Genomic DNA, 13,752 nt, shown 5'->3' on the forward strand with positions numbered 1-13,752 from the left:
GCTGCCTTCAGGTTGCCCTGAATGGCCCAAGTGTGAAGTGTATCACATCAGCTTGGCTGGGTGATCTGCGATTTGCATATCCGTCGGGATCAGTCGGTGGTGCAGCCGATTTTGTCGCGCTTGCTTTCGACGGTCACGCCACACAGGAAGACATCGACGGCGCGTTTGACCCTTATTGTGATCTCTTCCTCGCTGAGTTTGGGCGGAGAGATCATTTTCATGACCTGATTCTGCCAGTCGCCAACAATCATCGCATCGAAGATTTCGGCGTAATGATCTGGATCGTCGATGACAAGATTGCCAAGGTCGTTCTGGCGTTTCAGGTAGTTTGCAAGGCGTTTTCGGGTGCTTTCGGGGCCGACTTCAAGGAATTTCTCAACCATTGGTATGAAATGCTGTCCTTCGGAGAACAGAATCTGCGTGAAGCGAACGGCTTCCTCGGTTAGTATCTTGGTCGATAGTTTAAAGGCGAAGTCCGTCAAAGCGTCACGAGGAGGGAGATTGGATTCCAGCGAAATATGCAATTCCGCGGAAAATTCCATGCACCGTTCTGTCATGACGGCTGTCAGCAGCCCATCCTTTCCGCCAAATGCCTCGTAAAGAGTTGTACGTGAGCCACCGGATCGAGAAATTACGTCATTTAGCGTAACGCCAGAGAAACCTTTTTCCAACAGAAGCTGCCATGCAGCATCCATCATCGCGCGTCGCCGTGCGAAGCCGCGACTGGATTGTTTTCCTTGGGTTTCTGACGTTTCGTTCATGGTTTTTCGATCTTTGCTATCGACGTTGTTTTTGGCTCTTGATCGTGCAGCGCACAATGTGTACTGTACCGTACAGTATTTAATAATTCAATGGCAAAGCTGCCTGATATTCCCCCGACAGGGCAGCGCTGCTTACAGGACTGTGAGAAGGAAAATCATTTTGTCGATGCGATCTTGTTTGAAACTTGCAGGCGTTGCTGTGCTTGCATTGATGGTTGCGGCCTGTGATGAGCAGAAAGAAGCGCAACAGTCGGATGCCAGCGCACAGCAGCAGCCACAGGCAACGCCGGTTGGTACCGTGACGCTTGAAGCGCAGACCGTCGGTCTGATCGAGGAAATGCCGGGTCGTACCGTTGCCTTCCGCAAGGCTGCCGTGCGCCCGCAGGTCGATGGTATCATCAAGGAACGCAACTTTACCGAAGGCGCGTTTGTTGAAGCCGGTCAGCAGCTTTATATGATTGATCAGGCCGTTTACATGGCGGAACTTGACGCGGCACAGGCGGAACTCGCCCGGCAGCGGGCGACCCTTGATCAGACGACCAAAACCCGCAAGCGTTACGAAAGCCTTGTGAAAACCCAGGCGGTTTCCGAGCAGACCTTTGACGACGCGATTGCCGCAGAAGCGCAGGCGAAAGCAGCAGTTGCCGCCGCACGTGCACAGGTCGACCAGGCACGTATCAATGTCGAATACACCACCGTAACCGCCCCGATTTCGGGCCAGATCAGTGCATCGGATGTGACCGAAGGTGCGCTTGTGACGACCAACCAGACGGATGCGCTGACCACGATCACGCAGCTTGATCCGATCTATGTCGATGTGACGCAGGCCGGTGGCCGGTTGATGAAGATCAAGCAGGCGATCCAGAACGGCCGCATCCAGGGTGTTGAAGACGGCAAGATCGAGGTTTCCCTGATCATTGATGCGACCGGTGTTGAATATCCGCATACCGGGACGTTGCAGTTTTCCGACGTAACGGTGAACGAAACCACCGGAACGATCCGCCTGCGTGCGGTATTCCCGAACCCGGATGGCGTGCTGCTGCCGGGCATGTTCGTGCGCGGACAGGTGCGTCAGGGCAAGCTTGAAGGGGCCTTCCTTATCCCCCAGAAGGCGGTCATGCGCCGCCCGGATGGCTCGGCCTATGTCTATACCATCGGGGATGGCAAGGTTGTTTCAAAGGATATCCAGATCGAACAGTCGCAAGGCGAGAACTGGCTGGTGACGGATGGTGTCGAGGACGGCGAACAGCTGATCGTCGATGGCATTCAGCGTATTGCACCGGGTGCACCGGTGACGGGACAGCCTGTCGAGACCGCGAATGCCGCCCAGGGTGCCGCCCAAGGTTCAGCCCAGTAAGCTGAAGATTAAGGACGATTTCTAATGGCAAAGTTTTTTATTGATCGCCCCGTCTTCGCCTGGGTTGTGGCCCTGGTGATCATGCTGGCGGGGGGGCTGTCCATTCTGCAGCTGCCGATCGAACAATATCCTTCGATTGCACCGCCATCGGTGCAGATCGAGGCGACCTATCCGGGGGCTTCGGCGGAAACCGTGGAAAACACGGTGACGCAGGTTATCGAGCAGGAAATGAACGGGCTGGATTACCTGCGCTATATGTCGTCGAACAGTAGTGCGACGGGTAGTGCATCCATCACGCTGACCTTCGAACCCGAAGCCGATCCCGATATCGCGCAGGTCCAGGTGCAGAACAAGTTGCAGGCCGCCATGTCGCGCCTGCCAAGCGAAGTTCAGCAGCAGGGCATCACGGTTTCGAAATCGAGCGGTTCGTTCCTGATGGTTCTGGGCTTTGTGTCGGCCGATGGTTCGATGAATGCCGAAGACCTTTCGGATTTCGTGGTTTCGACCATCGAAGACCCGATTGCGCGTGTGAATGGTGTCGGTTCGGTTCAGGTGTTCGGTGCCCAGCACGCGATGCGCATCTGGCTCGACCCGAACAAGCTGATTTCCTATAACCTGACGGTTTCCGATGTCAGTGCCGCGATTGAAGCCCAGAATACCGAAGTCACCGCTGGTCAGATCGGTGGTGCGCCTTCGGTGCCGGGCCAGCAGATCAATGCGACGATTACCGCCCAAAGCAAGCTGCAGACGGTTGACGAGTTTGCCAATATTCTGCTGCGTGTGAATACGGACGGATCGCAAATTCGTCTGGGCGATATCGCCCGTATCGAGATCGGCGGCGAAAGCTATGACGTGATTGCGCGTTATAATGCGCAGGCCGCAACCGGTATCGGTATCAACCTTGCGACCGGGGCCAATGCGCTTGATACCGCCGAGGCGGTCAAGGCGCGCGTCGAGGAACTCAAACCCTTCTTCCCGCAGGGGATGGAAGTGGTTTATCCCTATGACACGACCCCGTTCGTCAAGGTTTCGATCGAGGAAGTGGTTCACACCCTGTTTGAAGCCATCGTGCTTGTTTTCGTGGTGATGTTCGTGTTCCTGCAAAACTGGCGTGCGACCCTGATCCCGACGATTGCGGTGCCGGTGGTTTTGCTCGGTACCTTCGGGGTGCTGGCGGCGTTTGGTTATTCTATCAACACGCTGACCATGTTTGGCATGGTGCTGGCCATCGGCCTTCTGGTTGATGACGCCATCGTGGTGGTCGAAAACGTTGAGCGTGTGATGCATGAAGACGGTTTGCCGCCGCGTGAAGCGACGCGCAAATCCATGAGCCAGATTACCGGCGCGCTTGTTGGTATTGCGCTGGTTCTGTCGGCGGTGTTCGTGCCGATGGCCTTCTTTGCCGGTTCGACCGGGGCGATTTATCGCCAGTTCTCGATCACGATCGTTTCGGCGATGGTGCTGTCGGTGATTGTGGCGATTGTCCTGACGCCGGCACTTTGTGCGACCATGCTTAAACCGTCCAAGGGTGATCCGCATGCCAAGAAAGGTTTCTTTGGCTGGTTCAACCGCGGGTTCGACAAGACCAACAATTTCTATCAGGGCAGTGTCGGCCATGTTGTGAACCGCAAATGGCGCTATCTGTTCGTGTATGGCATTCTTGTCGGCTGTCTGGCCTTCCTGTTTGTGCGTCTGCCGGGCTCGTTCCTGCCGGACGAGGATCAGGGGATCATGTTCTCGATGGTTCAGCTGCCGGCCGGTGCCTCGCAGGAACGGACGGTCGAGGTTCTCAAGAAGCTTGAGAAGCACTTCATGGAAGACGAGAAGGAAGTTGTGAACGGTATCTTTACCGTGGCCGGCTTCTCGTTTGCCGGTAGTGGCCAGAATGCGGGTATTGCCTTCGTCAACCTGAAAGACTGGTCGGAACGTAACGAACCGGGACAGTCGGTTGCGGCGGTGATCGGGCGGGCCTATGGCGCCTTTGCCCAGATCCGCGAGGCCATGGTCTTTGCATTTGCCCCGCCGGCGATTATCGAGCTCGGCACGGCGAACGGTTTTGACATGCAGTTGGTTGACCGTGGCGGCTCGGGGCATGATGCCCTGATGGCGGCACGCAACCAGTTGCTTGGCATGGCGGCACAGGACCCGCGCCTTGTGGGTGTTCGTCCGAACGGCCTGAATGACATGCCGCAGTTCGACATCAATATCGATCAGGAAAAGGCAAGCGCGCTGGGTGTTGATATTGCCGATATCAACCGCACGCTGGCAACCGCCTGGGGGTCGAGCTATGTCAACGACTTCATCGAAAAAGGCCGTGTGAAGCGCGTCTATATGCAGGCAGATGCGAAATACCGCATGATGCCCGAAGACCTTGATCACTGGTATGTCCGCAACAGCCATGACGAGATGGTGCCGATTTCCGCCTTCTCGACCACGCAATGGACATATGGGTCACCACGTCTGGAACGCTTTAACGGTCTTTCGTCTGTCAATATTCAGGGGCAGGCGGCACCGGGTGTTGCATCGGGTGATGCGATGAAGGCAATGGAAGAAATCGTTGCCAAGCTTCCGGGCGGCATCGGCCTTGAATGGCAGGGGCTTTCCTATGAAGAGCGCGAGGCAGGCGAACAGGGCCCGGCCCTTTATGCCCTGTCGATGATCGTGGTCTTCCTGTGCCTTGCGGCGCTGTATGAAAGCTGGGCCATTCCAGTTTCGGTGATGATGGTCGTGCCACTGGGCGTTTTGGGTGCAGTGATTGCAGCCTTGCTGCGCGGGCTTCCCGATGACGTTTACTTCCAGGTCGCGATCCTGACCACCATCGGGCTTTCGGCCAAGAACGCCATTCTGATCGTCGAGTTCGCACGCGAACTTTATGATCAGGGGATGGGGCTGCTTGAAGCCACGATCGAGGCCGCGCGTCAGCGTCTGCGTCCGATCATCATGACTTCGATGGCCTTTACGCTTGGTGTTCTGCCGCTTGCGATCAGTACCGGTGCCGGTGCGGGGGCGCGTGTTGCGGTGGGTACCGGGGTTATGGGCGGCATGATTGCGGCTACGATCCTTGCGATCTTCTTCGTGCCGCTGTTCTTCGTGCTGATTGTTGGTGCCTTTGCCAAGAACCGTTCGAAACGCGGTGACGTCAAGGCGGCCCACGAACATCCGGCCGAATAAATCAAAAAGCAAAGCCGGTCTGATTTAACAGACCGGCTTTGTCGGCGCGCTCGCGACGGTTGCAGACTTGTCTGCGCAGTCCCCCGACCCCGCCGTTGCGCGTGCGTAAGAAGGGCTGGTGCATTGCACCGGCCCTTTGTTTTGTCTGCTGGCGGCGTTGGCGTCAAGTTGTGAATAATTGGAGTGCCTATGTCGCAGTCATTTCAGATGAATTTTCACGGAGATTTCTTAGAGGCAGAGAGTAACTGAGTAAAATCTTAGATTGCCGATGAAGCGGGTTAACAGCTAAAAGTTTAATTCAATAGATGTAAGGTAAGATGTGTCTGAAAAGCCCGTAATTTGTATGCTAGGGCACCTTGGACATAGTTGAGCTGAATCTGCTAATGCCAACGGCTTCAGGTATTGGCAGCAAAATATCAAAGAGAAACGCATCCGATGACAAAAGTAGCTCCTGCACAGATCAAGGACATCTTGCGGTACTGGCGCAATACACTGGCAGATGACGATCTGATGGGGCTTGAGGTGGAAGGCAACCCAGTCCGTTCGACCGAAGAGAGTATTCGTAGCGGTCAAATTGATAATCAGGCGGTGAGAAAGCTTCAGGACGAGTGGGAAAAATACAGCAAGCAGGCCTCGTGGAATCAGACAGAAGAGGATCTTGCTGTAGATTATGATGGGGTTGTTCCTGTCGTTATCTTTATGAAAGGATTTTATATCCGTCACGAGCACGGGAAGGCCGTTGGTAGTCAAAGCCGTGGGCGTGTCCATTATACCTTTTATCTACCCGCCATGATGGATTCCTCAGGGAGACTCTCTCTCGCATCGGATACTTTGCCTTGGATCGGGCGGCAATATATGACGCCGAATGAGGAAGCTGACGAAAATATTCCCCTTGTCGGTGATGTTGCCGATTTCGACAAATGGTTGACGCATAACCCACTTTATTTGACTGCGTGGCCTGACGTGATGAAGTGGTGCGATGATATGTGGAGCACGACAACGAATGGTCGGATACCTGACGGATTTGTAGTGCTTCCGGATGTGTGTATTGGTATTGCCAAATCGGTTCGGAACGCTGGGCAAAATATTTGCCAGTTGTACGATTCCCTGATCGCGCAGGATGAAGTTCCTGCCTTGTTGGCCCGGTTATGTTGTGGCAATGAAAAGAAACGGCTGACCGATGCAGACATGCGTCGCGCCGCGATTACCGCACCGCGGGGAATGATGGGGGCCGAGTATGGTCTTGCTTACAGTCAGGGTGATGCGGTTGCTGCTTTCACGAAGCTGAATGAAGGAGAAATTCTGGCGGTCAATGGCCCCCCAGGAACGGGGAAGACGACTCTTTTGCAAAGCATTATTGCGACCGAAGTTGTTAACCGTGCCATCGAAGGTGGTGAACCTGCCGTTATCGTTGGGGCATCGACGAATAACCAAGCTGTTACCAATATAAATCGCAGTCTTAATGATATTCTGCGAGAGAATCCGGTAGCTGCTGCGTTTTCGTGGGCCCGTCGATGGGTGCCGGATGCTGAAACTTATGGCCTTTATTTTCCGACGAACAGCAAAGCAGCGGATGCCGAGAAGCAGGGGTTTTCAATTGCTGTCAAAAACAGAAAAGAGTGGACAGGGTTCCCTGCGCGCGAGAGCGATGCGTTCTACGTAGCGAAAGCAGGGGAGCTATGGCTTGAACAATTTCGGCAAACTTACGCCCATCAACCGGAAACTGTTTCCGAAGGGTTGGAAGCACTTCGGAAGGATGTTGTTGCCGCAGTATCACAAACCAAAGCAGTTCGTGACGTTATCGACTGGCATGCCGCCATCGTTCAATGGTGGTTGGAAACGGCAGGAAATGTTGAAGCGGATGTCTTCATTCAGCATGAGGAACAAAGCTTTGCTCAGAAGGTTGAGCAGGCCAAAAAACTAAAAGCTGAAGCCGAAGTTGCAGCTGGGGCTGCCAGCCAGAGGCGGGTTGATTGGGCGACGAAGCTGGAGGCGGAGGAAGCTTTGGTCGCGAGCGTTACGGAAAAAAATCGTGCTCAGCTGCAAAAGTTTGTCGGAGTTAAAAGTCAGGTTTCCCGGGCATTGTCACCGCATGGTTTTATCGAAACATTGACCGCGGCAGTACCTGTTTTCCGTCATAGGCTTGTGAAAACCCGAATGGAGCGTCTTTATGCGCTGGTGCAAAGCGATCCGTTCCTAGCCGAGATTTTTGAAAACGAAATTATCCGCTCGGAACCGGAAGACTGGGTTGCGCGTGTTGATCAACTGCTGCGTGAAGAAAAAGCCAAAATAGAGGAATTGCGCAGGCCTTATGAGAGTAAGGTCAGCAAGTTGCGCACGGAGCTATCTCAGGCAGACGATGCGTTGCGTGTTGCTGTCGATGCGTTGGAAGGTACCACGCACACAATCAGAGTTCTAGAAGACACTCATAAGCAAAGAAGGTCTTTGCTTGAAGGAAAACTTCAAGAATTGAACGAGCGCGTAGCAGAGTTAAAGAATAGCTATACCGCACTCAGGGATATGGCTGTTTCCGAATTCCGCGTTAAGGAAAAAAATATACCGCTGGCCCAGGTAATCCCGACGATTGGCAATTTTGACTTCCTTCTGGATGTTACATGGCGGCACTTGGCGTTTCAGAAAGCCATGCGTTATTGGGAAGGGCGATGGATCATCGAAGCACAGGGAGTGCTGGATGATAAGGTAAATACAAAATCAGGACAGGCAGGTATGGAGGCCAGATTCCGGCGTTGGTGCATGCTTACTCCTTTTCTAATTGTTACGCTGCATTCCCTGCCAAAGCATTTTCGGTTCTCATCGAAGCTTGAAGAGAAACAGAAATGGGTTTCGAACTTTATGCTCGATTTCATTGATGTTTTGATTATCGATGAGGCTGGCCAGGTCGGGCCGCATATAGGGGCGGCGGCATTCGGCCTTGCAAAACGTGCGGTCGTCGTCGGGGATATTTATCAGATCGAGCCAGTTGTGCGCGTAACTCCTGGATCGGATCGCGGAAATTCCGAGAAGTTCGGGCTTGGGCGAATGTGGGTGGATAACAGCCCTGAGGCACCGCATCTTGTAAGTGACCCCGGTGATCGAAAGCCGGGTGGCAGTGTCATGCGACTTGCGCAAGAAGGAACCAGTTTTGTTTCTGCGGGGACCGAAAACGAGCCGGGAATATTTCTTAGCGAACATCGGCGTTGCCGGGCAGAGATCGTCGAATATTGTAACCGCCTTGTTTACAAGGGGCGATTGGAGGTGTTCACGGCGGCACCCAAGAAGGCACCACCTTTGCCACCATTGGCGTGGGCCCATGTTCGCGGGCATGCTGTCAAGAGAGGCGGAAGCAATGCTAATGTGATGGAAGCAGATGCCATCGCGAACTGGATTGTCGAGAATGCTGAAATATGGCGTTTGACTGATCATCCTAGCTATAAAAACAAGCCGATTGAAAAGGTTGTTGCTGTTATAACTCCCTTCCGCCCCCAAGCCGATCTTGTGAAGCAGGCCCTGAAGAAAAAAGGGAGCCGATTTTCAAAGATCACGGTTGGAACCGTGCATAGTTTGCAGGGGGACCAAAAGCCGATTGTGGTGTTTTCGCCGACCTATAGTGATGATACGGCAGGAAGGCTTTTCTTTGATTGCAAGTCGAACATGCTTAATGTGGCGGTGTCACGTGCACAGGACTCTTTTGTCGTGATCGGCGATATGCGGCTTTTCCGGCGCGGGGGTGGGACTCCGTCAAGCATTCTTGGTGATTTGCTGTTTGCGCATAGCGAGAACGAGCTTGCTGATGTTGAAGGCAATTATCGCTTTAGCCCAGAAGCACTGACGACGGCAGAACGTATATCCAGGCTTGATGATCATAGAAAGCTTTTGCAGTCGGCCTTGATTGAGGCAGTGGCAGGAGAGGCGGTTGTTATTGCCTCACCCTGGATTACAAAGACGGCCATAGATAAGGATGACCTTTGCAGGCTTGTTAATGTGGCGGTGCAAAAAGTTGGCGCTACTGTTCACATTATCGTGGACCGGGATTTGTCATTGCGTGAACCCAACCATAAGGCTAAAGAAGCGATTGCTGCGCTGAGGAATGCCGGTGCTGTCGTTAGTTCTGTGCAGAAGATGCACAACAAGACTCTTATTCTTCGAAAAGACAGAATTGCAGAAGGCTCGTTTAACTGGCTGTCCGCTAGCAGGGACGAAAATGGTGACTATCAACGCCACGAAACATCTTGGAAAATTTCGGGGGTGATTGCGCAAAAAGCGATCATCGAGGCAATTGAGGAGTTTCGGGGGATGGGGGCGGATATTCATGCCAATGCAACCCCGATCTCTGCCGGGGATGAGATTGTGAAGCAATAGACTCAGACTGGTGCGGAAAGTCTATTTCCGCACCAACACCGCCAAAAGCCTATCCAGGAACTTTTCGCAGCGCGCGAGCTGGTCTAGTTCGATGAATTCGTCGGGTTTGTGGGCCTGTTCGATGCTGCCGGGGCCGCAGACGACGGTGGGGATGTCGCCCATTGCCGAGAATACGCCGGCTTCGGTGCCAAAGCTGACCTTGCCGGTGGTGTTGGCACCTGTCAGTTCCATGACCAGTCTGGTGACTTCCTCGTCATCGCCGGTGGCGAGGCCGGGCATGTCGGATACGACTTCGATTTCGACCCCGACATCGTCATAGGTTTCGCGCATTTGCGGGATCAGGGTATTGTCGAGATAATCGAAAATCAGGCCCTTAAGCTCGTTACGGTCATGATTGGGCAGATTGCGGAATTCGAAATCGACATAGCAATTCTGCGGGATGATGTTGAGCTGTGTGCCACCATGGATAACCCCACTGTGGAAGGTCGTATGGTTGGGAACGAACTCGTCATCATGCGGGCCTTCATTGCGGAATTTTTGGCCAAGGCGGCGCAGGAAGACGACAAATTCCGATGCAAATTCAACCGCATTGACCCCTTCGCCCGGAAGGGATGAATGGCCCGACCGGCCGGTGAAATGCGCGCGGGCGGAATATTTGCCTTTATGCTGGGTAATGACCTGCATGTTGGTCGGCTCGCCCACAATGCACATCGCGGGTTTGTGCGGCAGGGCATTGATCGCCTCGACCAGGCTTGGCACACCAAGGCAGCCGACTTCCTCGTCATAGGTGAAAGCCAGATGGATCGGCACGCGAAGGTCGGCATTTTTGAAGGTTTCCGCCTTGGCCAGCAGACAGGCCAGAAAGCCCTTCATGTCACATGCGCCGCGGCCATAAAGCCTGTCGCCGCGGATATCGGTGGTGAAGGGATCGGATGCCCAGTTCTGGCCTTCAACAGGAACCACGTCGCTATGGCCTGACAGGATCACGCCGCCATCAACCGCGGGGCCGATGGTGGCGTAAAGGTTCGCCTTGCTTTTGGTTTCGTCAAACACGACCGCGCACAGATAGCCGAGATCCTCAAGATAGCCTTGCGCCTGTTCGATCAGGGCAAGGTTCGGGGTCAGGCTGACACTTGGGTGGCTGATCAGTTTGGCGAGCCAGTCAAGGGTTGCCTCGGACGGCATGGCGGTGGTGTTGGCGGCACTCATTCGACGAACTGTTCCTTAAGAATGCGTTCTTCCAGATTGTGTTCGGGATCGAACAGCAATTTGATTTTCATATTGCTGTCTTCGCGGATGATCACGCGCGAGACATCGCGAACCTCGGTATAGTCGGCCACGGCGGAAACCGGACGTTTTTGCGGGTCCTGCACATCAAAAACAACTTCGGCACCGTGCGGCAGAAGTGCCCCGCGCCAGCGACGGGGGCGGAACGGGCTGATCGGGGTCAGGGCCATAAGGCCGCTTCCCATCGGCAGGATCGGACCGTGTGCGGACAGGTTATAGGCCGTACTTCCGGCAGGTGTGCAGACCAGTGCGCCATCGCAGACCAGTTCGGCCAGCCGTTCAACCCCGTCGATCTTGATGCGAAGTTTGGCAGCCTGACGGGTTTCGCGCAGAAGCGATACTTCGTTGATCGCAAGCGCGCACATGCTTTCGCCCTGCATGGTGTGGGCTTCCATCTGCAGCGGGTGCAGTTCGACGGTCTGGGCTTCGGCAATGCGTTCGGGCAGATCGATTTCACGGAATTCATTCATCAGAAAGCCGACCGTGCCCCGGTTCATGCCATAGATCGGCACCTTGCGGCCCATATAACGATGCAGGGTTTCAAGCATGAAACCATCGCCGCCAAGCGCAACAATGACATCGGCGGTGTCCGGCGAAACATGGCCGTAGCGATGTTTCAGGCGATACATCGCGTCCTGGGCTATTTTGGTGTCGGCAGCGACAAAGGCGATGGAATGAATATGCATCTGCTTTCCGATCGAATGCGATCCTGTCATCGCATGCCACCATAATCGTGTCAGGGTGGCGTTTGGCCTGGTCTTGATACGCGTTTCCATGCCGTTTCCGGCCGGATATGGGAACCGTATTACGGCCCCGCAATCCCGTAATAGAGACTGGTTTGCTTGGAATTGCAAGGGGCTGGATCACCTGGCGCGCGGGGATCCTGTGTGCAGGGTCACGTTGGGTGCAATGTGCTCTCGTATTGACGTTGGGGCAAAAACAGGGGAACCTTGGGCAGCCTTATCAAACATGGCACAAGATATAAAAATCATGAGCAAACCGCCCTTTAGCATTACGTCCGCACTGGCCCGGATTTCCCATCCGGATGACCCGGTCGATGAAGGTGCGATTGAAAATGCCATTGCCGAACATGGCCAAAACGCGCTTACAACGCGTCAGCCCCGCAATCCGCAGGCAACCCGCAAGCTGATCCTTGATGCCGCATTCTATGAAATCCGCATGGCAGGGTTTGCCGGGGCATCGATCAACCGGATTCTGGACCGTACCGGCACGACCAAGGGCGCGCTTTATCATCACTTTCCCGGCAAGGCAAAGCTGGCCTATGCCGTGATCGAGGAATGCCTGCCGCAATATATCGATGATGTCTGGCTAAAACCGCTGGATGGCGAGGAAGACATTCTGCCGGTCATGATGGGGCAGGTCGATAGTCTTGGTACCAAAGATGCCCCCAAGTTGCTTGAAGGTGGCTGTCCGCTGGCGCGGCTGGCGTCGGGGGCGGCGGAACTTGATGAAAATCTGCGCAAGCGGATTGATGGGGTTTACCGATACTGGCGGCGGGGGCTGGCGCTTCATCTGGGCCATGGGCAGTTCAATAAAACCATCCGCACCGATATTGAACCGTCCTCGGTGGCGGAATTCATCATCGCCACCCTGCATGGCTTTCTGACCCGCCCGCCCGCGTTGCGCAACAGCGAAACCCACGATGCATTTGCGCGCGAATATGCGCGGTATCTGAACGGGCTGAGGCCTTAGCGTTTAAAGGAAAAAGGGCTGCTCAATTAACGGTGTTTCAATATATAACAAAAAATAACTGTTATTTAAGATTAATTGACATTGTATACGTGGTGATTATATAAGTTTCACAGATTTCTAATTCACCAAATCGGAGACAGGCCCCATGCGTTCTCTTATTCTTTCTGCTGCTGCGGCAGTGGCGATTGTCTTTGGCGGCGCAGCGGCACAGGCCGAGCGCCTGACGGAAAAGCCGCTGGTAGATGCCGCATGGCTTTCGGATAATCTGGAAAACCCGTCACTGGTGGTTGTCGATATCCGCTCGTTGACCAAAGAAGGCAGCCCCTATGATGCCGGGCATATCCCGGGTGCGGTTTTCGCGCCTTATGGCAAGTTCGGCTGGCGCGCCAAGGTTGGCGATGTTGTTGGCCAGTTGCCGCCGGTTGATGTGATATCGGCCCGGATCGGCAGCCTTGGCATTGATAATGACAAACAGGTTGTTGTTGTCCCGGCCGGTCAGAACAGCTCGGATTTCGGTTCGGCCACGCGTGTCTACTGGACCTTCAAGGTGCTGGGTCATGATGCCGTGACCATCCTTGATGGCGGGCAGCGTGCCTGGGAAGCTGCTGGCAAGCCGGTCTCAAACGAGGCGGTTGCACCGCAAACTGTGGCCTTCAATGCCAATTTCCGCCCGGAGCTTCTGGCGACCGCCGATGACGTTGCCAAGGCGCGTGAAAATGGTGTTGCGCTGGTCGATGCCCGCCCGGTTTCGCAATATAAGGGCGAAAGCAAAAGCGGTGTTGTCGCCCGTGCCGGTGCTATTCCGGGGGCAGTCAATATTTCGCAGTCCGAGTTTTATAATGATCAGCAGGGTGCGTTTGTAGCATCCGATGTGATCGAAGGGCTGGTGGAAAATGCCGGTGTTGCCAAGGACGGCGCAGAAATCACCTATTGCAATACCGGCCATTGGGCATCGGTTGCGTGGTTTGGCCTTTCGGAAGTGATGGGCAACAAAAACACCCGTATGTATGACGGCTCGATGACCGAATGGGCGGCTGATCCGTCGCGCGAAGTGGTCATTCCGGAATAATTCGGAAATACGGCGTAACGCCCCTATAATACATC

Annotated in this window: 8 protein-coding genes; 5 read left to right on the forward strand and 3 right to left on the reverse strand. The window is 54.5% G+C overall.

The features are described from left to right. Positions 1-89: 89 nt before the first annotated feature. Positions 90-761, reverse strand: coding sequence for a TetR/AcrR family transcriptional regulator (locus J7395_RS11290; RefSeq protein ID WP_209221541.1), 672 nt, complete (start codon positions 759-761; stop codon positions 90-92). Between the two features lie 166 nt (positions 762-927). Between J7395_RS11290 and J7395_RS11295 the strand changes: the two genes are divergently transcribed. The 3 genes from J7395_RS11295 to J7395_RS11305 all read left to right on the forward strand — a co-directional run bounded on the left by J7395_RS11295 (position 928) and on the right by J7395_RS11305 (position 9,648). Next, positions 928-2,118 carry an efflux RND transporter periplasmic adaptor subunit gene (locus J7395_RS11295; protein ID WP_062959305.1) on the forward strand — a complete coding sequence of 397 codons (1,191 nt, stop codon included), beginning with the start codon at positions 928-930 and terminating at the stop codon, positions 2,116-2,118. A 24-nt stretch (positions 2,119-2,142) separates the two neighbouring features. After that, a complete protein-coding gene (locus J7395_RS11300) occupies positions 2,143-5,289 on the forward strand; it encodes an efflux RND transporter permease subunit (RefSeq protein WP_062952676.1) in 3,147 nt (1,048 codons plus the stop codon). Positions 5,290-5,691: 402 nt separating this feature from the next. Continuing rightward, positions 5,692-9,648, forward strand: a complete 3,957-nt coding sequence (locus J7395_RS11305; RefSeq protein WP_209221542.1) for an AAA domain-containing protein — start codon at positions 5,692-5,694, stop codon at positions 9,646-9,648. A gap of 21 nt (positions 9,649-9,669) precedes the next feature. Here the strand turns inward: J7395_RS11305 and argE are convergent, their stop codons facing one another. Further along, a complete protein-coding gene (gene argE / locus J7395_RS11310) occupies positions 9,670-10,857 on the reverse strand; it encodes an acetylornithine deacetylase (RefSeq protein WP_209221543.1) in 1,188 nt (395 codons plus the stop codon). Beyond that, a complete protein-coding gene (locus J7395_RS11315) occupies positions 10,854-11,621 on the reverse strand; it encodes an NAD kinase (RefSeq protein ID WP_097051467.1) in 768 nt (255 codons plus the stop codon). Before J7395_RS11315 ends, argE begins: the two co-directional genes overlap by 4 nt. Positions 11,622-11,925: 304 nt before the next feature. Here J7395_RS11315 and J7395_RS11320 point away from each other — a divergent pair, with 304 nt between their 5' ends. Continuing rightward, positions 11,926-12,648 carry a TetR/AcrR family transcriptional regulator gene (locus J7395_RS11320; protein ID WP_231858320.1) on the forward strand — a complete coding sequence of 241 codons (723 nt, stop codon included), beginning with the start codon at positions 11,926-11,928 and terminating at the stop codon, positions 12,646-12,648. Positions 12,649-12,793: 145 nt separating this feature from the next. Continuing rightward, positions 12,794-13,717, forward strand: coding sequence for a sulfurtransferase (locus J7395_RS11325; protein ID WP_114110979.1), 924 nt, complete (start codon positions 12,794-12,796; stop codon positions 13,715-13,717). The last annotated feature ends 35 nt before the right edge of the window (positions 13,718-13,752 follow it).

The organism is Thalassospira sp. A3_1 (assembly GCF_017744215.1).
GTDB lineage: Bacteria > Pseudomonadota > Alphaproteobacteria > Rhodospirillales > Thalassospiraceae > Thalassospira > Thalassospira lucentensis_A.